Here is a 22722-nt window from a genome sequence, read left to right as displayed (position 1 = left end):
CACCGAACAGGGGCGGAGAGTGAGGGCTAAGGGGCTTGCCCGCATCGCGGAGGCCGGCGATGACACGCCGGGGTGCACGGATCTCCAGCCGGGACGTCCCCGCGGATCGGACCACCGCCGGGCACCGGGCCGTCCGTGGCCTTCCCGGCGGCAGCGGCCCCGGTGTCCGCACCCGTGGCCGGCCGGTCTCCGGGAAACCCCGGCCGCCGAGATCGCCCGGAGAAGGCGGTGAACCGGTGGCCGGGGCCCCACTGTCGACATCGATCGCCGGACGCCGTGGAAGAAGGACGCCCCCGCAGCCGGTCACCACCAGGTCGAGGGGTTACGGAACGACGTTCGGGGAAGCGGGGAAGCGGGGTGGGGGCGGGCACGAAGGGTGCAATACATTGGTCGATGTGACAACGACGTCCCTGGACCTGTACCCGGTGACCCGCGTGGCCGACGTGCGCGCGGCCACCGCCGCCGCCGGCATCGACGCGCTGCTGCTCACCCCCGGCCCCGACCTGCGCTACGTGACCGGATACGACGCCCTCCCGCTGGAGCGGCTCACCTGCCTGGTGGTGCCCGCCGAGGGGGAGCCGTTCCTGGTGGTGCCACGGCTGGAGCTCCCGGCCGCCGAGCACTCCCCGGCGGGCCGTCTCGGCGTGGAGTTCGTGGCCTGGGACGAGACCGACGACCCGTTCGCGCTGGTCGCCCGCCGCCTCGGCCCGGTGGCGCGCGTCGGCCTTGCCGACCGCATGTGGGCGATGCAGTCACTGCGCTTCCGCTCCGCCCTGCCCGGGGCCGAGCAGGTGCTCGCCGGGTCGGTGCTGCGCGGCCTGCGCATGCGCAAGAGCCCGGCCGAGGTCGCCGCGCTCCGCGAGGCCGGCGCGGCCATCGACGCCGTCCACGCCCAGGTGCCCGGCCTGCTCAAGGCGGGCCGCACCGAGCGCGAGGTCGGCAAGGACATCGCCGAGGCCATCCTCGCCGCCGGGCACGCCACCGTCGACTTCGTGATCGTCGGCTCCGGGCCCAACAGCGCGAGCCCGCACCACGAGCTGTCCGACCGGGTCATCCAGGCCGGCGACCCGGTGGTCGTCGACATCGGCGGGCAGATGCCGAGCGGCTACTGCTCCGACTCCACCCGCACCTACAGCGTCGGTGAGCCGCCCGCCGACTTCTCGGCCTACTACGAGGTGCTGCGCCGTGCCCAGGAAGCCGCCTGCGCGGCCGTGCGGCCCGGTGTGACCTGCGAGGCCGTGGACGCCGCCGCCCGCGAGATCATCGCCGACGCCGGTTACGGCGAGCACTTCATCCACCGCACCGGCCACGGCATCGGCCTGGAGACCCACGAGGAGCCCTACATCGTCGCGGGCAACACCGAGCCGCTCGCGCCCGGGTTCGCCTTCTCCGTCGAGCCCGGCATCTACCTGGCGGGCCGCCACGGCGCCCGCATCGAGGACATCGTGGTGTGCACCGAGACCGGCGGCGCGCGCCTCAACGACCGCCCCCGCGGCCTGGTCGAGGTCTGATCGCGGCGGGGCGCCCTTGCTCGCGGCAGCCTCCACCCGGCCGACCGGCCCGCCACAGGGCCGATCGGCCGGCCCGGCGCCGCCGGTCCTCTCCGGAGGCGCCGGCGCGGGCCTTCCCGCCGGTCGGGCCGCAGGCACCGCCTCCGGTGTCCCGCTGCCCGGCGAGGACCTCCCGTCGGAGACGCGATCCCGTGAAGAAGCTCCCCCGTACCCCGCAGGGGACTCGATCGCACCAGGAAGGCCCCGCACCCGCTGCCAGGGCGCTCCAGGAATCCGTCCCCCTGCCGGGGCACGCTCCCTGACGGTCCCCGTCCCCCTGGCGGGGATGCGACCCAGGAAGCTCCCTGTACCCCCTGCCCATCGTTACCCCGACACTCCCTCCTCCGCCGAGCCGTCACGCGCTACCGCGCCCCGCGGCCCGGCGGCGGATGCCGTACCCACCCCCTCTCGTGAACCGGAGTGCCACCATGGCGGTCGACCGCGCCCTGCCCACGCCCGAAGCCCACGACCTGCTGGACCTGGTCAGGGACATCATCGCCAAGGAGATCGCGCCGCGCGCCGCCCGCGACGAGACCGAGGGCCGCTTCCCGCGCGACCTGTTCACCCTCCTCGGCCGGGCCGGACTGCTCGGCCTGCCCTACCCCGAGGAGCACGGCGGCGCCGCCCAGCCGTACGAGGTCTACCTGCAGGTGGTCGAGGAGCTGGCGGGCGCGTTCCTCGCCGTCGGGCTCGGAGTGTCGGTGCACACCCTGTCGTGCTTCCCGGTGGCCGCCTACGGTGACCAGGAGCGCAGGGCGGAACTGCTGCCCCAGATGCTCGGCGGCGAGCTGCTCGGCGCGTACTGCCTGTCGGAGCCGCAGTCCGGCTCCGACGCCGCCGCGCTCACCACCCGCGCCCAGGCGGCCGACGGCGGCTACGTCGTGGACGGGGTCAAGGCGTGGACCACCCACGGCGGCGTCGCCGACTTCTACACGGTCATGGCCCGCACCTCGGCCGACGGCCCCCGGGGCATCTCCTGCTTCCACGTGCCGGCCGGCACGCCCGGCCTGTCGTTCGGCCGTCCCGAGCGCAAGATGGGCATGCGCTCGTCCCCGACCGCGCAGGTGCGCCTGGACGGGGTGCGGCTCGGCGCGGACGCGTTGATCGGCGAGGAGGGCGAGGGCTTCCGCATCGCCATGGCCGCCCTGGACGGCGGCAGGCTCGGCATCGCCGCCTGCGCCGTCGGCGTCGCGCAGGCCGCGCTGGACGCCGCCACCGCCTACGCGCGTGAGCGCCGCCAGTTCGGCAGGCCCATCGCCGAGTTCCAGGGCCTCGGCTTCATGCTGGCCGACATGGCCACCCAGGTCGCCGCCGCCCGAGCCCTGTACCTGGACGCCGCTCGCCTGCGCGACGCCGGCCGCCCGTACGGCACCCGCGCCGCCATGGCCAAGCTCTTCGCCACCGACACCGCGATGAAGGTCACCACCGACGCCGTGCAGGTCTTCGGCGGCTACGGCTACGTGGAGGACTTCCCGGCCGAGCGCCTCATGCGCGAGGCCAAGGTGCTCCAGATCGTCGAGGGCACCAACCAGATCCAGCGCCTGGTCATCTCCCGCGCCCTGACCAAGGACGCCTGACCCGGCGCTCTCGGTCCGGGCCCGTCCTGAAGGGGCGTCCGGCGGTGTGGGGGAGGGCCTCGCGCCCTCGCTCACGTCACTGCTCGGGTGGCGAGCGCTCCTCGGCTCACGCGACCGCAGGTGGTGAGTGCCCCTCGGCCGGGCGGCGAGCGCACCACCCGCGGGGCTCTGTCCTGAGCCTCCTCGGACCGGCCTGGGGTGCCAACTGTGCCTCGGCATTTCCTCCGCTGAACGCAAAGAGTGTCTATCTTTTCACCCAGAGTGGTGGCGTCCGGTCGGGCGGCGGCGAGCGGGAGGGGTGCGGGTGAGCGCTGAGCAGGTGGGCGGCCGGGGATGGCCGGAGCACGCGGTGGCCGTGGTGGGCGTGGGGTGCCGCCTGCCCGGCGGCATCACGGATCTCGACGGCCTGTGGGCCGCGCTGCTGGCGGGCGCCGACCTCGTCGGCGAGGTGCCGCCCGGCCGGTTCGAGGCCGAGCGGTTCGTGGACGAGGGCGTGCCCCGGCCGGGCAGGAGCTACACCCGGGCCGGAGGGTTCCTCGGCGGCGACATCACCGCCTTCGACGCCGCGTACTTCGGCATCTCCCCCAAAGAGGCCGCCTCCATGGACCCGCAGCAGCGGCTGCTGCTGGAGATGACGGCCGAGGCACTGGACGACGCCGGCATCGACCCCGCGGCCCTGGCCGGCTCCGGCACCGGGGTGTTCATCGGCATCTCCGATCCCGCCTACGGGGTCATGCAGGCGCTGGAGCCGGGAGCCATGGGCCCGTACACCATGTCGGGAGGCGCCCTGTCCATCGCCGCCAACCGGCTGTCGCACTTCTTCGACCTGCGCGGGCCGAGCATGAGCATCGACACCGCCTGCTCCTCCTCGCTGATGGCCGTCGAGCGGGCCTGGCGGGCGCTGGCCGAAGGGTGCGGCCGGGTGGCGCTGGCCGGCGGGGTCAACCTGCTGCTCGGCCCCGGCGGGTTCATCGGGTTCAGCCAGGCGTCCATGCTGTCGCCGACCGGCCGGTGCCGGGCGTTCTCCGCCGAGGCCGACGGGTTCGTGCGCGCCGAGGGCGGCGGGGTGGTCGTGCTCAAGCGGCTGGCCGACGCCCTCGCCGACGGTGACCGCGTCCACGCGGTGATCGTCGGCGCCGCGTCCAACAACGACGGCCGCACGATGGGGCTGGCGCTGCCCAGCGCCGAGGCGCAGGAGGCCCTGCTGCGCCGGGTGTACGCGACGGCGGGCATCGATCCCGGCGACGTCGTGTACGTGGAGGCGCACGGCACCGGCACCCCCGTGGGTGATCCGGCCGAGTGCCGGGCACTGGGCCGGGTGCTCGGCAGCGGGCGCGTGCGGGGCCCGCTGCCGATCGGCTCGGTGAAGACCAACCTCGGGCATCTGGAGCCCGCCTCGGGCATGCCGGGGCTGTTCAAGGCCCTGCTGGTGCTGCGCCATCGCATGATTCCTGCGTCACTGCACGCCGACAGGCTCAACCCGGCGATCGACTTCGACGCTCTCGGCCTGTGCGTCGCCTCCCGGCCACGGCCGCTGGACGAGACGGTGGAACGGCCGGTGGTCGGCGTCAACTCCTTCGGGTTCGGCGGCGCCAACGTTCACCTCGCTCTGGCCGCCCCGGACACATGGCCCGCTCCGCTCGCCCGGCCCGAGCCGGTCGCCCTGTCCGCCGCGCTCATCCCGCCCGCCCCGGTGGCTCCTCCTGTTCGGGAAGCCCCGCAGACGGCGCGACGCCAGAAGACCCCGGCGAGCCCGGATGCCCTCGGCGGGCCGGTCGTGGACGGGGTGACGCCGGCGGTCCGGTCAGGCGGCGTGCTGCCGGTGGTGGTGTCGGCCCGCGACCGGGTGGCGCTGCGCGCGGCGGCCACCCGGGCCGCTGAGCATCTGGCGGGCGTGGACGAGCGCGACTTCTACGACGTCGCCTACACCGCGACCCGGCGGCGCGGCCGGCACCGGCACCGCGCCGTCGTGCTGGCCGGTACGGCCGCCGCGGCGGCCCGCGGTCTGGCGAGCCTGGCGGAGACACCGGACGCCTCCGTCGCCGAGGCGGAGGCGGTGGAGCACGGGCGGGTGGCGTTCGTCTTCGCCGGCAACGGGTCCCAGTGGGCGGGCATGGGCGCCGACCTGCTGGCCGACCCGGCCTTCGAGGCGGCCGTGGCGGCGGTGGACGCCGAGCTGGGCCCGAGGCTCGGCTGGTCGGTACGCAAAGAGCTGGACCTGCCGGCCGGCCGGTGGCGCCTGTCGGCGACCGAGGTCGCCCAGCCGTTGCTCTACGCCGTCCAGGTCGGGCTGGTCGCGATGCTCGAGGCGGCCGGCGTGCGTCCGGCGGCGGTGCTGGGGCACAGCGTGGGCGAGGTCGCCGCCGCCCGCGTCGCCGGCGCGCTGTCGCCGGCCCAGGCGGCCCGGGTCATCGCCGAGCGCGGCCTGGCACAGTCGGTCACCCGGGGCCGGGGAGGCATGGCGGCCGTAGGTCTGCCCGAGAACGCGGTCCGGCAGATCCTCGGCGACCACCCGCGGGTGGAGGTCGCCGCGATCAACTCCGGCCGCGACGTGACGGTCGCCGGGCCACGGGACTCGCTGAAGGCGCTGGGCGAGGATCTCGCCGCGCGCGAGGTCTTCTTCCGCGAACTGGACCTGGACCACCCCTTCCACAGCAGCGCCATGGACGAGCTGCGCGGCCCCCTCATCGAGCGGCTGGCCGGCCTGCGGCCGTCCCCGGCGGACGTCCTGCTCATCTCCACGGTCACCGGCGTCCCCGTTGACGGGCCCGAGCTGGACGCGGCGTACTGGTGGCGCAACGTCCGCGAGCCGGTCCGGTTCGGCGCGGCGGTCGACAAGGTCCTCGCCGAGGGCATCGACGTGCTGGTGGAGATCGGCCCGCATCCCGTGCTGCGGACCTACCTGCGCCGGGCCACCGCCGCCGCGCGGTCCCGCTCGGCGATCGTGGCCACCCTGCGCCGCGGTGAGCCCGGCCCGGCGCGGGTCCGCCAGGCCGTCGCCGAGCTGATCGCGTCCGGGGCCCAGGTGGACTGGGAGCGCCACTTCCCCCGCCCGGGCAGGGTGCGGGAGCTGCCCGCCTACCCCTGGCAGCGTGAACGCCACTGGATCGGCGGACCCGGCACCTGGGTGCGCACGCTCGGCGACCCCGCGATCCAGCACCCGCTGCTCGGGCAGCGGCTCCCGGTGCTGGACCCCACCTGGCACGGAGAGATCGACCGTGCGCGGACGCCGTGGGTCCGCGACCACCGTGCCGGTGGTGCGGCCGTCATGCCCGCCACCGGTTACGTGGAGATGGCCCTCGCCGCCGGGCGGCTCGCCATGCCGGAGGCCGCCGAGGCGGTCGAGGTCGACGGGGCCGACATCAGCCGGGCCATGGTGGTGCCCTCCGAGGCCGGCGCCGAGCCGGTGTACGCCCAGACCTCGCTGAGCGCCGAGACCGGCGTGGTCACCGTGGCCACCGTCGGGCGGGACGGCCGGCACGCGCGTGAGCACTTCCGGGCCCGGGTGCGCCCGCTGCTGCGGCCGGCGCCGCCTCCGCTGGACGTGACGGCGTTGCGGGCCCGCATCCGTACGTCCGTCGACGTGGCCGGGCACTACGCCGCCGCGGCGGAGGGGCAGATGGTGTGGGGGCCGGCGTTCCAGGTCCTGACCGGCCTGTGGCGCGGCGACGGTGAGATCCTCGGCGCCTACTCCTGCCCGGAGCAGGAGGAGGGGCGCTACCAGGCGCACCCGGTGGTGCTGGACAGCGCGCTGCAGGCCGGAGTGCTGTGGCTGGTGGACGCCCTGCGATCGGGCCAGGGCTACATGCCCGCCGCGATCGGCGCGGTCCGCCTGTGGGGCACGCCACCCCCGGACGGCCTGGTGTACGTGCGGGAGCGTTCCAGCAGCGTGGAGGAGGTCTGCTGGGACATCGTCATCGCCGGTGCCGACGGCCGCGTCGCCGCCGAGATGGAGGGTTGCCGGCTGCGCCGCATGCCCGGCCTGCACCGCACCCCGGTCACCCGGTACGAGCTGGCGCTGCGCGCCGCCCCCCGCCCGGGCACCCCGGCCGCGCCGTGGCCCGCGCCCGGCCCTCGGGAGATCGTCCACGCCGCCGCCGGACGCGTCGCCGCGCTCCGCTCGCGATGGCGCGAGCTGGACCACCCGCGCTACGCCGCACGACTGGAAGAGGCCTTCGCCCACACCCTCGCCGCCGCCCTCGGCGAGCTGACCACCGGCGCGGAGGCGCACACCGTCGCAGATCTTCTGGCGGTGTGCCGCGCACCGCACCACAGGCGGATGCTCCAGGCGGCCCTGCCGCTGCTGGAGCGGTACGGACTGCTCGAACGGTCCGGAGAGCGGGAGCTCCGGCTGCTGGTCCCGCCCGCGGCGCGCGTGCGCGGGCTGCACGCCGAGCTGCTCGCCGACGGCGCCGCCTTCGCCGCCCAGACCGCGCTGTCCGTACGCGCCGGGCGCCGCCTCGCCGAGCTGCTCCGCGGCGAGTGCGACGCCTCCGGCGTGCTGGCCGCGGGCGGGGGCCAGGAGCTGATGGAGCAGTTCCACGACGTCGGCCCGGCCGCCCTGTTCGCAGGGCGTCTCATGGCCGCGCTCGTCGAGGAGGTCGTCCGGGGCTGGCCCGCCGACCGGCCGCTGCGTGTCCTGGAGGTCGGCGCCGGAACGGGGGGCACCACCGCGGCGCTGCTGGCCGTGCTGCCCGCCGATCGCACCCGCTACACGGTCACCGACCGCTCCGAGACGGCCCTGGCGCGCCTGCGGCAGCGCTTCACCGAGGCCGACTTCGCCGACTACGAGCTGCTGGACCTGGACGCCGACCCGCTCGGCCAGGGCCTGCCCGCGCAGGGCTTCGACCTGGTGGTGGCGGCGGGCTGTCTGCACCTCACCCGCGACCTCACCGCCGCCCTGCGCCACCTGGCCACGCTGACCGCCCCCGGCGGCCAGGTGCTCATCGCCGAACCCCACCACCTGGGCACGCTGCTGCCGTTCCTCGGCATGGCGGAGGAGTTCTGGGCCGGCACCGACCACGACGTGCGCCCGCGCTCGCCGCTGCCACCCGCCGGCCGCTGGCCGGCGCTGCTGGCCGAAGCGGGATATCTGGAGGTCGCCCAGATCGGTGACGACGAGGACCCCGCGTCCGCCGACGTCTCGGTGCTGCTCGCCACCGCCCCATCGGCCCCGTACCTCCCGGCGGCGGCGGAGACACCGCGGCCCCGCGGCGACGAGCGGGAGACCACGCGGACGGCAGGCACCGAGGGTCCCGCCGGAGCGGACAGGGCGGCGCCCGGGCCCGCCGCAGGCGCCTGGATCATCGCCGGAGAGGGCGGCGCCGCTCCGCTCGCCGAACGGCTCGGGGCTCTGCTGGAGACGCATGGCGGCGAGGTCGCCTCGTCGGTGCTCAGCGACGATCCGGACCACTGGGCCGCCCAGGTGCCGCCCGCCGCCGAGAGCGCGACATTCGTGATGATCCTCGGCGAGGGCGAGGGCGAGGGCGAGGGCGAGGGCGAGGGCGAGGGCGAGGGCGAGGGCGAGGGCGAGGGGACAGGGCCGGACCTCGTGGTCCGGCAGGTGACCCGGCGCGCCGCGGCGCTGCGCGCCATCGCCCTGGCATGCGAGCAGCTGCCCCAGGACCTGCGGGTCACGTTGTGGCTGGTGGCCCGTCCCTGCGGCGCGCTTCCCGAACCGCACCTCGCCGGCCTTCCGCTGCACCCCGAGGACGCCGCCACCTGGGGGATGACCCGCTCGCTGGCCAACGAGCAGTCACGGCCGCAGGTGCGGCGCGTGTGCCTGCACCCCACCGGGGACGCCGGCCGCGACGCCGAACGCCTGGCGGCGGAACTGCCGGCACCGGACGACGAGGACGAGATCCTCCTCACCCGTCAGGGCCGGTTCGTCCCCCGCCTGCTGGCCGCGTCCGAGCACGCCGTCACCGCGCCGGCCGGCTCCGCTCCCGCCCGCCGTCTCGCCATCCGCGAGCCCGGCCTGTCCTTCCGGCTCGACTGGGAGGAGGCCGAGATCCCCCTCGCTGGCCCGGGTCAGGTGGTGGTGGAGGTGCGGGCGCTCGGGCTGAACTACCGCGACGTGATGCGCGCGGTGAACCTGCTGCCCGCAGAAGCGGTCGAGGCGGTCTTCGGCGGGCACGAACTGGGCCTGGAATGCGCGGGCGTCGTCACCGAAGCCGGCCCCGGCGTCACCCGGTGGCGGCCGGGCGACCACGTCATGGCCGCCGGGCCGGTGGGGTTCGGCAGCCACGCGCTGATCGAGGAGTGGTGGGCCTACGCCGTCCCGGACGGGATGTCGTTCACCGAGGCCGCGACCATGCCGATGGCGTTCGCCACCGTCTACCAGTCGCTGGCCCACTGTGCGCGGGTCAGGCCAGGCGAGACGATCCTGGTGCACGGCGGCGCCGGTGGCGTCGGCCTGGCCGCCCTGCAGTACGCCCGGCTCCACGGCGCCCGGATGATCGCCACGGCCGGCACGCCGGCCAAACGCGACCTGCTGCTCGCGATGGGGGCCGACCACGCACTCGACTCACGGAGCCTGCGGTTCGCCGAGCAGGTCATCGACCTCACCGGGGGACGCGGCGTGGACGTCGTGCTCAACTCCCTGGCCGGCGAGGCCGTCGCCCGCGGCCTGGAGTGCCTGCGGCACGGCGGCCGGTTCATCGAACTGGGCAAGCGGGACATCTACCAGAACAGTTCGCTGCCGATGCGGCCCTTCGGCGACAACATCGCCTTCTTCGGCGTGGACATCGGCACGCTGATGTGGAAGGCGCCCGAGGTGTCGGCCGCGCAGATGGCCGAGGCCGCGGGACGCTACCGGACCGGAGAGCTGCGCCCCCTGCCGCACACCGTGTACCCCGCGGCCCGCGTGGCCGACGCCTTCGCCGCCATGCGCCACTCCCGCCACATCGGCAAGGTGATCGTCTCGCTCGACCCGCGCGACGAGCCGGTCACCGTGCGGACGCGGCCGGCCGCTCCGGCTCCGGATCCCGGCGGCAGCTACCTGGTCACCGGCGGCCTGGGCGGCTTCGGCGCGGCGACGGCCCGCCACCTGGCCCGCCGCGGCGCCCGTCACCTCGCCCTGGTGAGCCGCCGCGGCGCGCGGGCACCCGAGGCGGCCGCCCTGCGGGCCGAGCTGGAGGGCCTCGGCGCCCAGGTCCACGCGTACGCGGCCGACGCCGCCGATCCCGGCGCCATGCGGCGGATCTTCGCGGAGCTCGACCAGGCCGGGTGCCCGGTGCGCGGCGTCGTGCACGCCGCCATGCACCTGGACGACGCCCCGCTGATCGATCTCACCGACGGCCGCGTCTCCGCCGTCCTGCGCCCCAAGATCGCCGGCGCGCTGGTGCTGGACGAGCTGACCCGCGACCGCGCGCTGGACATGTTCGTCCTGTACTCCTCCTTCACGACCATCGGCAACATCGGCCAGTCGTCGTACGTCGCCGCCAACCTGTTCCTGGAGGCGCTGGCCCGGCGGCGGCGCCGCGCGGGCCTGCCCGCGCTGGCGGTGGGCCTCGGCGCGCTGGGGGAGACCGGCGTCCTGACCCGCGGCACCCAGGGCGAGGCGCTCGCCAGGGCGGGCATCGAGCCGATGTCTCCCGCGACGGCGCTGGCCGCCGTCGACGACATGCTCGGCGAGCGGGCCGGCGCCGGCATGGTGGGACGCTGCGACTGGGGCAGGCTGCGCCGCGTCCTGCCCGGACTGGGACGCCCATGGCTGTCGCCGGTGCTGCCACCCGGCTCCGGCGACACGGGCCCCGGCCAGGCCGAGCTGCTCTCCCTGCTGACCACCATGGACGACGAGCAGGCGCACGCGTACGTCGCCGGGCGGATCACCCGGCTGCTGTCCACCGTGCTGCTCGTCCCGGCCGAGCAGATCGACGCCCATCGGCGGCTGGACGAGTACGGGTTCGACTCGATCATGGCCACCGAGATGCTCGCCCGGGTCCGCGACACCTTCGCCATCGACATCCCGCCGTTGGAGCTGGTCCGCGGCGGCGGATCGGTCGCCGACCTCACCCAGAACGTGCTGCTGCGCATCGGACGGCGGCCCGCCCCGTCCGCGGCCGAGGGCGATCCCGGCACGGCGCGCACCGTTCCCCCCGCCGGCCGCCCGGCACGGCCACGCACGGACGATCGACAGGAGACCGCATGACCACGGCCCGGCCGCGGACGCACACCCGGCTCGCCGGGGTGGCCGCCTACCTGCCCGAGACCACGCTGACCACGAGCGAGCTGGAGGACCTGCTCGCCGAGCGCAACCCCGGCCTGGACCTGCCCCGCGGGCTGATCGCCGACCACAGCGGGGTCCGGCGCCGTCACGTCGCCGCGCCCCAGGACAAGCCGTCCGATCTGGCCGTCCGCGCCGCCCGGCGGCTGCTGGACGACGAGGGCGTCCTCGCGGGCGACCTGGACCTGATCCTGTACGCCGGGGTGTCGTCCGACGCCGTGGAGCCGGCGACCGGGCACGTCGTCGCGGCCAAGCTCGGGGCCGGCTGCCCGGTGTTCGACGTGCGCAACGCCTGCAACAGCGTCCTGAACGCGATCCAGGTGGCCGACGCGCTCATCGCCACCGGCCGGCACCGGCGAGTCCTGGTCTGCTGCGGTGAGATGCCCACGGCGGGGACGCCCTGGGTCGTCTCCGGCGTGGAGGAGTTCATCACCGTGGCCGCCTCCTACACCGTCTCCGACGTCGGCGCTGCCGTGCTGCTGGAGGCCGCGACGGCCCCGGGCGTACTCGCCCACCGGTTCGCCGCCCACTCCGCCGGATGGCAGGCGGCGGTCGCACCCGTGCTCAACCTCACCACCGACCCATGGGCGGACCGGCCCACGATAGGGCCGCTCGTCGTCGACACCGCCGCGCTGGTGGGCGGCATCGGCGACATCGACCCCGCCGTGTTCCACAAGCCGCTCGCCGACCTCGGGCTGACCTGGGACGACTTCGCGGCCATCTGTGTGCACCAGGCGACGCTGCCCGGGCTGTGGTGGTTCTGCGAACACGCGGGGATCCCGGAGGGCAAGGTCGTCGTCACCGTCACTCGGCACGGCAACCTCGTCGCCGCCACCCTGCTCGTGCAACTGGCCCGGGTGGTGGCCGCGGGCCGGGTGCGCCGCGGTGACCTGGTCGCGCTGGTGGGCCTGGCCAGCGGGGCCAGCGCCGGCATCGTCGTGGTCCGGTGGTGACCCGTGACCTCCGAGAGCACCCCGGCCGGCCCGCCACGGCCGGGCGAAGGGCGGGCGGTACGCCCCCACGAGGCGCCCCCTGCTCCGGTCGTGAACCCAGCAGCGGACGCCGAGGCCGGCACGGGAACGACCTCGATGGCCGGGCCCGAGGCCGTCGCGACGACCGGCCGGGTGGCCGGCGCCGCGCCCACGGCCGGCCGCGGCCCGAGTGCGGGCGCCGAAGCCGGCCGGAGCTCTGAGGCGGGCGCCGCGGCCGTGGGAGCGGGGGACGGGGTGGCGGCCGGGCCGGTGAGCGAGCTGATCGTCCGGGCCGAACGCTGGGCCCGCGAACAGCCGGCCACGATCGCCTGCCGGACCGGTGGCCGCGCCCCCGCGGCGACCACGTACGCGCAGATGGCGCGGCTGGTGGACCGCGCGATGGCGGCCCTCGCACAGGCGGGCCTGCGGCCGGGGATGCGCGCCGCGCTGCTGGTGCCGCCGGGGCCCGAGCTCGGCGCCCTGGCCCTCGCGCTGCTGAAGCTTCGCGCCGTCCCGGTGCTGGTCGATCCCGGGCTGCCGCTCACCGAGATCGGACGCTGCCTCGGCCGGGCCGCCCCGGAGGCCTTCATCGCGATCCCCGCCGCGCACGCCGCCCGCAGGCTCCTGGGCTGGTGCCGGCGGAGCGTCCGCGTGACGATCACGGTCTCCGGGCCCTGGCCGCGGGACGGGCGCGGCGCCACGTCCCGCCGGACGACCGGCACCCCACCGCCCTGGCCGCCTCCCGGGCCCGGCGACCTGGCGTTGATCGCCTTCACCTCCGGGGCGACCGGCCCGCCGAAGGGCGTGCCGCTGCGCCACCGCCACCTGGCCGCGCAACTCGAGCTATTGGGCGCGCTGGGCACGGTCGAGCCGGGGGCCGTCGTGCTGTCGACGTTCGTGCCGTTCGCCCTGGCCGCCGCGGCGTTCGGCGCCACCGTGGTGCTCCCCGACATCGACCCCCGGCACCCGGCACGGGCCGACCCCGCCGCGCTGGCCGCCGATATCCGGCGTCACCGGGTGGCCGGCATGTTCGCCGCCCCCGCGCTGCTGGACCGCCTCGCGCGCCACTGCACGGCCCGCGGCCTGGTGCTGGACACGCTCGACGACGTGGTGGTGGCCGGTGCGCCGCTGCCGATGCCGGTGCTCGACCGGGTGCGCAGGTGCCTGCGCCCCGACGCCCGGGTGCTGTCGGTCTACGGTGCGACCGAATGCATGCCCGTGGCGGCGATCGACGGCCGCGAGCTGGCCGCGACCGCGGCGGCCACCGCGGCCGGGGCGGGCACCTGCCTGGGCCTGCCGCTGCCGGGGACGAGAGTGTCGGTCATCGCCACGAGCGATGAGCCGATCGAGCGATGGAGCGCGGACCTGGCCGTCCCGACCGGCACCGTCGGGGAGATCGTCGTGGCCTCGCCGGCCGTCGCCGACCCCTATCTGGACGACCCCGAGGCGTCGGCGTCGGCCCGCATCCACGACGGTGACGTGGTCTGGCACCGCATGGGTGATCTCGGCCGGTTCGACGAACGGGGACGGCTGTGGTGCGCCGGGCGCAAATCGGAACGGGTGCGCACCGCCGGAGGCGACCTGTACCCCGACCAGGTCGAGCCGGTGTTCGCCACCGTGCCCGGGGTCCGCCGCACCGCCCTGGTCGGAGTCGGCCCGGACGGCGCCCGGTGTCCTGTCCTGATCGTGGAGTGCGAGCCCGGGACGTCCCGGCGGGGACGCGCCCGCGCCGAGGCCGGCATCCTGCGGCTGGCCGCCCGGCACCCGCACACCGCCGGCATCGGCGAGGTGCTGTTCCACCGCGGGTTCCCGGTCGACGCCCGGCACAACAGCAAGATCCGCCGGAACCTCCTCGCCACCTGGGCCGCCCGGCGGGTCAAGGGAGGGCGGTGGTGAGGGTCCTGGTGACCGGGGGTGGCGGCTTCCTGGGGCTGGCCGTCTGCCGGCGGCTGGCCGCCCGCGGCGACACCGTCCACGCCCTGCAGCGTCACCGCAATCCCGCCCTCGACGCCCTCGGGGTCACCCAGCACCTGGCCGACATACGCGACCCGGCCGCGGTGCGCGTGGCGGCCGGGTCGTGCGAGGCGGTGGTGCACTGTGCCGCCAAGGCCGGCGTGCAGGGCCGCGACCGCGACTTCGAAGAGATCAACGTGGGCGGCACCCGCAACGTACTGGACGCCTGCGCCCGCACCGGGGCGCGCCTGGTCCACACCTCCTCGCCGAGTGTCGTGCACGACGGGCGCGACCTGGAGGGAGTGGACGAGTCGGCACCCTACGCGCGCCGCCACCTGGCGGCCTACCCGCGCACCAAGGCCACGGCGGAACGGCTGGTGCTGGCCGCCGCCGGCCGGGTGCCGGTGGTCGTGCTGCGCCCGCACCTGATCTGGGGGCCCGGAGACCCGCACTTCCTGCCCCGCCTGGCCGCGCACCGCCGCCGGCTGTGGCTGCTCGGCCCCGCCGACAAGACCATCGACACCGTCTACATCGACAACGCCGCCGACGCCCACCTGCTGGCCCTGGACCGTCTGGGTCCCGGCTCGCCCCTGACCGGGCGCGCGTACTTCGTCGCCCAGGGCGAGCCCGTCGGTTTCGGCCAGTGGGTCAACGCCCTGCTGGCCGCGGCCGGGCTGCCCCCGGTGACCCGGCGCCTGCCCGTCCGGCCGGCCTGGACGGCGGCCCGGCTGCTGGAGCATCTCGGCCGGCTGTTCGGCGGACGGTACGTGCCCCCGCTCACCAGGCTCGTGGTGAGCCAGGCCTCGACCGCGCACTGGTTCGACATCTCCGCGGCGCGCCGTGACCTCGGCTACCGGCCGGCCGTCAGCCTCCCCGAGGGCATGGCCCGGCTGACCGCCCACCTGATCGCCCACCCCGAAGACACCTGGCGGTGATCACGATGTACCCCGGCTATCCCTTCACCGGCCGCTGGTTCCGCCACGCATCCGGACTGCGCCAGCACTACCTGGACGAGGGGACGGGGCCGCCCGTGCTGTTCCTGCACGGCAACCCGTCGTGGAGCTACCTGTGGCGGCGCCCGATCGCCGCGCTGCGCGAGGAGTTCCGCTGCGTCGCCCCCGACCACATCGGCATGGGCCTGTCCGACAAACCCGGCGCCGACCGCTACGAGCACACCCTGGCCTCCCGGGTCGACGACCTCGATGCGCTGATCGGTCATCTCATCGAGGTCCGCGGCGCTCCGCGAAGCGGCTGGACTCTGGTGCTGCACGACTGGGGCGGCCCGATCGGCATGGCCTGGGCGTGCCGCCACCCGCGCCGCGTCGCCCGCCTGGTCGTGCTGAACACCGCGGCCTTCCCCAATCCTCGCGGCGAGCGGGTGCGCCCCCTGCTGCGGCTGCCCTTCCGGGTGCTGCGCGACACCCGCCTCGGCGCCCGGCTGTTCCTGCGCCACAACGCCTTCGCCCGCGGCGCCACCCGGCGGCCGCTGGGGGTGTGGCGCCGGATGCCCGCCGGGGTGCGTTCGGCGTTCCTGGCCCCGTACGACCGGCCGGAGCACCGCCTGGCCATCCAGCGGTTCGTCCAGGACATCCCGCTGCGCCCCGGCGACCCGTCCTGGCCTCTCCTCCAGGCGACGGGCGCGTCGCTGGCGCAGTTCGCCGACCGGCCGATGCTGATCGCCTGGGGTCTGCGTGATCCGGTGCTCGACCGGGCGGTCCTCGACGAGTGGCGGCGGCGCTTTCCCGGCGCCCGGTTCCTCCCGCTGCCCCGCGCCGGCCACTACCTGCTGGAGGACGCGCACGAGCGGCTCGTCCCGGCCATCGGCTCCTTCCTGCGCTCGCCCGCCCCCGAAGGCGCCGGCGGCTGACGCGGCACACCCCCCAGACGGCCCGGCTCTGCCCGGCCGCCCCCGCGGCTCGGGCTCCGGAGAAGAGAAGACCCATGTCAGACGACACGACGGCCATGCCGCCCGCGCCGGGCGGCACGTCCTGGCCGAGATTCGCCCTCATCCTGCTGCCGGCCCTCGCGGCCGCCGCGCTCCTGGTCGCCCTGACCGGACGGGGGAGCATCGCCGCCTCCTTCGCCGTCTCCGGGCACCGCTTCAAGGTGTCCGCCGACGAGCTGCGCGGCCAGGGGTTCGCCCAGTACGGCGACGTGGCCGTGACGGCCGGCGGCGTCCGGCGTCCGGTCGCGATCTCGGTGATCGACGCCGCGACGCTGGTGAATTTGTGCCAGTCGGTGCTGATGGACACCCCGGCCGGCCAGGTCACCTTCCTGATCAGGGCGGGGCGCGGTGAGCGGCCGGTCAGGGCGGAGCACCTGGTGATCGACCTGCGGCAGCTCTCCGGCGACGCCGAGTTCACCGGCATCCAGATCGGGCGCGACGCCGGCACCCTGGAGAACGCCACAGGTGCCACCGGCGGGCGCGGCGCCTTCGGCCAGCAGGCCGCCACCGTGCGCGTCAGGCATCTGCGGCAGACCGCCTACGCGGTCAACGCCGGCACGTTCACCCTCGCCGGCCTCGATCTGAGCGTCCGGCGCGGCGACCATGAGTGCTTCTGACCCGATGCCCGGCCTCCCCGACGATGCGCGGCACGCGTCCCGCACCGGCCGAGACGACCGGGTCCCGCGGCGAGCGCCGGCGCACGCCACCGCTGGCGTGCAGAATGTTCCCCCACCCGAAGACATGCCGGGACGCGCGGAACGCACCCCATCGGCCGAACGGCGAGCCCGGCGCCGCCCGCACGCCGGACGCGCCGGGCGCAGGGCACGGGCTTGGCGGGGCAAGGCCGGCGCGCGGCGCGGTTCTCCCGCCGGGCCTGGTGCTGGACGGGCGCGCGGCACGGGCGCCTCGCTGGCCGCGTTCCGGCGGTGGCGCCGTGGCCGGCCGTTCTGGGGCGGCCTCTGGCTGCTTCTCGGCGGGGTCACGATCCTGGCCGCGCCCCTCGCCCCGCTGCATCTCATCGCCCACCAGGGCGTCGCCGGCGTCTCGGGCTACCTGACCGGCCTGGCGCTCCTGGCCACCGGCCCGCTGAGCTGGCTGCAGCCCGCGCAACGCCATCTCCTCGGCGTCGTGGCCATGCTGCTGGCGCTGGCGTCCTTCGTCACGTCCGACTTCGGCGGGTTCGGGGTGGGCATGCTCCTCGGCCTGGTCGGCGCCGCCCTCCTGCTGGCCTGGCTCCCCGGGGACGCCCCATCCCCGATCGGCTCACGGCCGCCACGGGGCTCGGCCGGCGAAGCGTGCGCTTCTTCTCGCGCCGCGACCGATGGCGCTCCCACAGCCGGCGGGTACGCCCGACCCATGCCGGGCCGCGGCGGAGCGGCGACGCCCGGAGCGGACGGCGGGCACCGGCCCGGCGCGTACGGGCGGTTGCCGGCCGTCACCGCGCTGCCGCTGGCGCTCGTCCTGACGACGTCCGGGGCCACGATCCTCCCGGCCAGGCCGGAAAGCGTCCCGCCGGGCGGGCAGGGACATCGTCTGCCGCTCCAGCGACCGGGCGCGCCGCCGGCCGGCGCGGTCCCACCGGCCGCCGCGGAGTCCGGACTCAGCGCCGGCACCTTCATCATGCGCGGAGCTCGCTTCGACGGGGTCGCCTACCGGCCCACCGCGGACGGTCCGCGGCGCTATCTGCGGCTGTCGATGGAGTCGCTGCGGATCGCCGCAGGTGAGCAGTGGTCACATCTGCCGGGCGTCACGCTCCGGCAGGCCCTGCCCGTCATGACGATGTCCGGCGGTGTCGTGCTGCACGTGACCCGGCTGCGGGCGCGCATCGGCGGCCTGGAGATCACCTTCACCCCCGAGCGCCCGCCGCTGTTGCTGCCCCCGCACCTGGCCGTCACCGGCCTCACCGCCGACCATCCCGTCGCCGAAGCCGCGGTGGCGCGCATCGCCGGATTCGCGCAGACCGCGCGACCCGGGAGCGGCCGCCGCTCCCGGTGAGCGGCTGGTGGGCCTCGGCGGTGCACGGCGGTCCGGCGCGCGGGACGGTGTACGCGGCTGAGGAGCTCCGTGGCGCGTCCCGCTGGCCGAGGTGGATACCTGTGGATAAACCTCCTTTTAATGTGACTATTGGCACATACGCTTACATATCGGAATCGTGGCAGTTCAGCGCCGTGTTCGTCCCTGCGTGAATCCCGCGCATGGAAGGACGAGACGGTGGCTTTGCCCGTAGCGGTGCTGCGCTCCTTGCGCCATCGCAACTACCGGCTCTGGGCGGTCGCGGACTTCGTCTCCGTGTCCGGCACGTGGGCTCAGGTCCTCGGCGTCAACTGGTTGATCCTCACGGTCACCGGGTCGGCGGCCAGTGTCGGGATCAGCCTCGTCCTGCAGGCGCTGCCGACGCTGCTGCTCGGCCTGTGGGGCGGATCCCTCGCCGACCGGCTGCCCTCCCGGCCGGTCGTGCTCGCCGCGCAGGTCGCCCAGGCCGCCCTCGCCGCGAGCCTCGCGCTGATCACGATGGGCGGGCTCCCGCCGATGGCGGCCGTCTACGGCATCATGGCCGCCTCCGGCCTGGTCGGCGCGATCACCGGTCCCGCGCTCGGCCGGTTCGGCGCGGAGGTCGTGCCGCCGGAGGACCTGCCCAACGCCATGGCGCTCGGCTCGGTCATCAGCTCCGCGGCTCGCATCCTCGGCATGAGCCTCGCCGGCGCGCTGCTGCCGCTGACCGGGACGACGGGCCTGTTCGTGGTCAACGCCGTGAGCTTCCTGGCCGTGATCGCCGCCGTGCTCCGCATGCGCCGCGGCGAGCTGCACGTCCTTGCGCGGGCCGGGCGATCCACCGACCTCGGCGTGCGCGAGGGCGTCCGGTACGTCATGCGCACCCCCTGGCTGCTGGTGCTGCTCGCGCTCGCCTTCGTCCTCGGCGGTCTCGGCCGTAACTACCAGGTGACCATGGCCGCGATGAGCGCGGGGCCGCTGGGGTCGGGGGCTTCCGGGTACGGCCTGTTGTCCACGGTCTTCGCCGTCGGCACCGTGCTCGGCGGGGTGGCGGTGGCGTCCCGGAACAGGCTGAGCGTGCGCCTGCTGCTCGGGGCGGCGATGCTGGCGAGCGTCACCCAGATGGCCAGTGGCCTGATGCCCGGCCTCACCTCCTTCGCCGCCCTGATGCTGCCGATCGCCGCCGGCGCCGTCGTCCTCGACACCGCCGTCGCCGCGCGGGCACAGCTCGGCAGCCCCGACCACATGCGCGGCCGGGTCATCGCGGTGCTCGGCGTGGTCTCCGCGGCCTCGGGGGCGGTCGGCGGCCCGCTGCTCGGTCTGATGAGCGACACGCTGGGCCCTCGCACCACCCTCCAGCTCGCCGGCCTGGCGACGGTCATGGCCACGGTGCTGGCCGCCGCCGCGTTCGCCCGTCTCGCCGGCGTGCGGTCGGCGGCAGCGGTTCTCGAACGCCTCAGGCCGCGTCCCGCCGAGATCGTCCTGCCCGAGGTGGCCGCTTCCCGGGTCTCCTGACCGGAGGACCGCCACCGGCTCCGGTGGCCGGGAAACGGGAAAACGGCTCGACCGGCGAGGGCGGGGCGAGGAAGACTTGCCCGTGATGGACGAACGACGGAGAGTCCGGGTATCCAAGTACCTGGCACGGCATCTGCGGCACGAGCCCGCGCGCATCGGGCTGACCCTGGACGAGTGCGGCTGGGCCGAGGTGGACGCGCTTCTCGCGGCGGCCGCCGCCCACGGCTTCCGGATCACGCCACGCGAGCTGGAGCTGGTGGTCGCACACGACGGGAAGCAGCGGTACACGCTGGAGAACGGGCGGGTGCGCGCCAACCAGGGGCACAGCGTACCGGTCGAGCTGGGCCTGCCGGCCGCCGAGCCGCCCGCGGTCCTGTACCACGGCACCGTGTCCCGCCACCTGGCGCCGATCCGTGAGCAGGGGCTGCGGCCGATGAGCCGCCACCATGTCCACCTGTCCGGCGACCGGGAGACGGCGACACGGGTGGGCGCCCGTCGCGGCACGCCGGTCGTGCTGGTCGTGGACGCCGCCGCGATGCGCGCCGCCGGGCACACGTTCCGGGTCAGCGCGAACGGCGTGTGGCTGGCCGACCACGTCCCGCCGGGGTTCCTGCGCTTTCCGGGCTGACCGTCCCTGCCCGCGCGGGCGCCGGTCAGGAGCCGGTGGCTCGCGCGCCCCAGTCCAGGAGCGACTCGGCGGTGGAGAAGCGGCGGCTGGAGACGTCCTCGCCGAGGATCACGCCGATCAGCCGGTGGCCCTCCCGGTCGGCGGCGAAGGTCAGGCAGAAGCCGGCGGCGTTGGTGAAGCCGGTCTTCACGCCGATCACGCCCGGGTCGCCGAGCAGGTGGTTGCTGTTGGTCCAGGTATGCGCGCGGTGGTCGCCGGTCTCGCCGACCGAGTAGGTCTCCGTGGAGGTGATCTTCTCGAACGCCGGGTCCCGCAGCGCCGCCGCGGCCAGGCGTGCCTGGTCGCGGGCGGTGGAGTATCCGTCGCCGCCGGGCATCGGCAGGCCGTCGGCGTTGACGTACCGCGTGTCCCGCAGGCCGAGATCCTTCGCGGCGGCGTTCATCTTGCCGACGAACCCGTCCACGCCGGGCCCGTAGACGCGGGCCAGGGCGTGCGCGGCGTCGGCCCCGGAGGGGAGCATCACGCCGTACAGCAGCTGGCCGACGGTGAGGCGCTCGCCCGGTCGCAGGTCGGCGCTGGTGCCGCCGTTGTCGTCGGCGTGGCCGACGTCCGCGGCGGTGATCGTGACCTGGTCGGTCGTCCTGGCCTCCCGCAGTACGACGTAGGCGGTCATCACCTTGGTCAGGCTGGCGATCGGCATGCGCTCGGCCCCGTTGTCGTCCAGCAGTGCCGTGCCGGTCGAGGCGTCCAGCAGGTAGGTGGCCCGCCCGTACACATCCGGCGCGCGACGGGCGGCGTGGCCGTGAGCGGAGATCCCTCCAGTCCAGGCGGTGGCCTGCCGGGAGAGGGCCGGCGCGGCGGCGGGCTGGGCGGAGGCCGGCGAGACGACCCCGGTGACCAGGGCGGACACGGTGACGCACAGGCCGGCGAGGAGGTTGCGATTGCGCACGACCTCCAGGCTGCCATGGTGTTATGGGTGGTTTTATAGGCCTTTGTCGAAGTGGGTGCAGGTCTTTGCCGGTGCTGGGGTTTGCGGGACCGGGCGGACGGATGGTGCGCCGGCCGTGGCCGCCGGACGGACACGCGTGTGGGTGGGAGACCTGGCATGATCCGTCAACGGCAACCGCCAGGTCGCCGCGGTGACGCCCGGACGTCGCGTCCCGGTCGTCTTGCTCTGATCAGAATTCCCCATGCGCAAAACAGCACTGGCGACCGCCGTACTCCTCGCGGCTCTGGCCACCGGCCACGGCGCGCTCGCCGCGGCCGACGCCTCCGCCGCCACCCCGGCTCCCGCCGGTTCCCACGGACGCCACTCGCTCGGCTTCGCCCTGCTCGGCGACACCCCCTACGGCGACGCCCAGCGGCAGACGTTCCCCGCCCTGGTCAAGGCGGTCAACGACGACCGGGACGTCAGCTTCGTGATGCACGCCGGTGACATCAAGGACGGCTCCTCCACCTGCGACGACGCCCGGTTCGCCGACCTGGCCGGCCTGTTCGGCACCTTCGCCGACCCGTTCGTGCTCACCCCGGGCGACAACGACTGGACCGACTGCCACCGCACGGCCGCCGGCGGCTACCTGCCCACCGAGCGCCTGCAGGCCCTGCGCAAGGTCTTCTACCCGCAGCCCGGCCGCACCCTGGGCCGCCACCCGATGGTCGTGCGGACGCAGGCGTCCGACCGGCGCTACCGGGACTACCGCGAGAACGTGATCTTCCGCCGTGAGCGGGTCGTGTTCGCCACGGTGCACGTCGTCGGCAGCGACAACGACCTGGCGCCGTGGTCGCAGCTGCCGGGCGGCGACCGTCCGGCCGAGCGGCAGGCCGAGTACGAGGCGCGCAAGGCCGCGGCACTGGCGTGGATCGACGAGGCCTTCGCCACCGCGCGCCAGACCCACGCCCCCGGCGTGCTGCTCCTCATGCAGGCCGAGCCGGTCGACGGCCTGGGCTTCACCGAGATCCGCGCCCGCGTCGCCGACCACGCCAGGGCGTTCGGCAAGCCGGTGCTACTGGTGCACGGTGACGAGCACAAGTACGAGGTCGAGCCCGGCTATGCGGGCGTGCCGAACCTCACCCGCCTGGAGACCTTCGGCGCCACCGCGAGCGAGTGGCTGCGCGTCAAGGTCGACCCGTCCACCCCGCAGGTGTTCTCCTGGGAACCGCGGACGGTTCCGGCCTCCTGACCACATCCGTTCCACCGCCCCCGGCGGACGGTCCCGGAAGGGGCGGTCGCCGGGGGCGGCGTCTCAGGCGGGCCGACCAGGTGTTCCGGTCCCGGCATCCGCGAGGAGCCTCCTAATGGGAGTTACCGGGTTGCCTGATTGGGCAGACTCGGTGCCTGGTAGCCGTCGGTGAGTGAGCACTCTC

Annotated in this window: 13 protein-coding genes; 12 read left to right on the top strand and 1 reads right to left on the bottom strand. The window is 75.4% G+C overall.

The annotated features are described in order from the left end of the window. Nucleotides 1-395: 395 nt before the first annotated feature. The 11 genes from IEY93_RS31940 to IEY93_RS31890 all read left to right on the top strand — a co-directional run bounded on the left by IEY93_RS31940 (nucleotide 396) and on the right by IEY93_RS31890 (nucleotide 20358). Nucleotides 396-1511 (top strand): M24 family metallopeptidase, encoded by a 1116-nt coding sequence (locus tag IEY93_RS31940; protein WP_229691654.1) that lies wholly within the window; start codon nucleotides 396-398, stop codon nucleotides 1509-1511. 467 nt (nucleotides 1512-1978) lie between these two features. Continuing rightward, entirely contained in the window at nucleotides 1979-3127 is a 1149-nt protein-coding gene (locus IEY93_RS31935; RefSeq protein ID WP_189166887.1) for an acyl-CoA dehydrogenase family protein, read from the top strand. Between the two features lie 304 nt (nucleotides 3128-3431). Beyond that, nucleotides 3432-11279, top strand: coding sequence for a type I polyketide synthase (locus IEY93_RS31930; RefSeq protein ID WP_189166886.1), 7848 nt, complete (start codon nucleotides 3432-3434; stop codon nucleotides 11277-11279). After that, the gene (locus tag IEY93_RS31925) at nucleotides 11276-12307 is read left to right on the top strand and encodes a 3-oxoacyl-ACP synthase III family protein (protein ID WP_189166885.1); all 1032 of its coding nucleotides are present in this window, start codon (nucleotides 11276-11278) and stop codon (nucleotides 12305-12307) included. The genes IEY93_RS31930 and IEY93_RS31925 overlap by 4 nt, the downstream gene beginning before the upstream one ends. Nucleotides 12308-12397: 90 nt before the next feature. After that, nucleotides 12398-14221 carry a fatty acid CoA ligase family protein gene (locus IEY93_RS31920; RefSeq protein ID WP_189166884.1) on the top strand — a complete coding sequence of 608 codons (1824 nt, stop codon included), beginning with the start codon at nucleotides 12398-12400 and terminating at the stop codon, nucleotides 14219-14221. Continuing rightward, nucleotides 14218-15213, top strand: a complete 996-nt coding sequence (locus IEY93_RS31915) for an NAD-dependent epimerase/dehydratase family protein (protein ID WP_189166883.1) — start codon at nucleotides 14218-14220, stop codon at nucleotides 15211-15213. The genes IEY93_RS31920 and IEY93_RS31915 overlap by 4 nt, the downstream gene beginning before the upstream one ends. Nucleotides 15214-15218: 5 nt before the next feature. Continuing rightward, nucleotides 15219-16145, top strand: a complete 927-nt coding sequence (locus IEY93_RS31910; protein WP_189166913.1) for an alpha/beta fold hydrolase — start codon at nucleotides 15219-15221, stop codon at nucleotides 16143-16145. A gap of 74 nt (nucleotides 16146-16219) precedes the next feature. Next, complete coding sequence (locus tag IEY93_RS31905) at nucleotides 16220-16840, top strand: DUF6230 family protein (protein WP_189166882.1); 621 nt, start codon at nucleotides 16220-16222, stop codon at nucleotides 16838-16840. Between the two features lie 124 nt (nucleotides 16841-16964). Beyond that, the gene (locus IEY93_RS31900; RefSeq protein WP_189166881.1) at nucleotides 16965-18218 is read left to right on the top strand and encodes a DUF6114 domain-containing protein; all 1254 of its coding nucleotides are present in this window, start codon (nucleotides 16965-16967) and stop codon (nucleotides 18216-18218) included. Nucleotides 18219-18434: 216 nt separating this feature from the next. Beyond that, nucleotides 18435-19730 carry an MFS transporter gene (locus IEY93_RS31895; protein ID WP_203969028.1) on the top strand — a complete coding sequence of 432 codons (1296 nt, stop codon included), beginning with the start codon at nucleotides 18435-18437 and terminating at the stop codon, nucleotides 19728-19730. 85 nt (nucleotides 19731-19815) lie between these two features. Further along, nucleotides 19816-20358, top strand: a complete 543-nt coding sequence (locus IEY93_RS31890; protein ID WP_189166880.1) for an RNA 2'-phosphotransferase — start codon at nucleotides 19816-19818, stop codon at nucleotides 20356-20358. 25 nt (nucleotides 20359-20383) lie between these two features. On the opposite strand, the gene IEY93_RS31885 is transcribed toward IEY93_RS31890, so the two are convergent. Next, the gene (locus IEY93_RS31885; RefSeq protein WP_229691653.1) at nucleotides 20384-21307 is read right to left on the bottom strand and encodes a D-alanyl-D-alanine carboxypeptidase family protein; all 924 of its coding nucleotides are present in this window, start codon (nucleotides 21305-21307) and stop codon (nucleotides 20384-20386) included. Between the two features lie 241 nt (nucleotides 21308-21548). Here IEY93_RS31885 and IEY93_RS31880 point away from each other — a divergent pair, with 241 nt between their 5' ends. Then, on the top strand, nucleotides 21549-22538 hold the full coding sequence (locus tag IEY93_RS31880; RefSeq protein ID WP_189166879.1) for a metallophosphoesterase: 990 nt from the start codon (nucleotides 21549-21551) through the stop codon (nucleotides 22536-22538). Nucleotides 22539-22722: the final 184 nt, after the last annotated feature.

It is taken from the genome of Sphaerisporangium melleum (assembly GCF_014646695.1).
Lineage (GTDB): Bacteria > Actinomycetota > Actinomycetes > Streptosporangiales > Streptosporangiaceae > Sphaerisporangium > Sphaerisporangium melleum.
Note: the sequence above shows the minus strand (reverse complement) of the source record. Positions and strands in the feature narration are given on the sequence as shown.

What these genes read in the sequence shown, in the direction of transcription:
- IEY93_RS31935 (WP_189166887.1), top strand. Translation starts at nt 1,979, where the DNA reads ATGGCGGTCGACCGCGCCCTGCCCACGCCCGAAGCCCACGACCTGCTG.
- IEY93_RS31925 (WP_189166885.1), top strand. Translation starts at nt 11,276, where the DNA reads ATGACCACGGCCCGGCCGCGGACGCACACCCGGCTCGCCGGGGTGGCC.
- IEY93_RS31910 (WP_189166913.1), top strand. Translation starts at nt 15,219, where the DNA reads ATGTACCCCGGCTATCCCTTCACCGGCCGCTGGTTCCGCCACGCATCC.
- IEY93_RS31905 (WP_189166882.1), top strand. Translation starts at nt 16,220, where the DNA reads ATGTCAGACGACACGACGGCCATGCCGCCCGCGCCGGGCGGCACGTCC.
- IEY93_RS31900 (WP_189166881.1), top strand. Translation starts at nt 16,965, where the DNA reads ATGCCGGGACGCGCGGAACGCACCCCATCGGCCGAACGGCGAGCCCGG.
- IEY93_RS31890 (WP_189166880.1), top strand. Translation starts at nt 19,816, where the DNA reads ATGGACGAACGACGGAGAGTCCGGGTATCCAAGTACCTGGCACGGCAT.
- IEY93_RS31880 (WP_189166879.1), top strand. Translation starts at nt 21,549, where the DNA reads ATGCGCAAAACAGCACTGGCGACCGCCGTACTCCTCGCGGCTCTGGCC.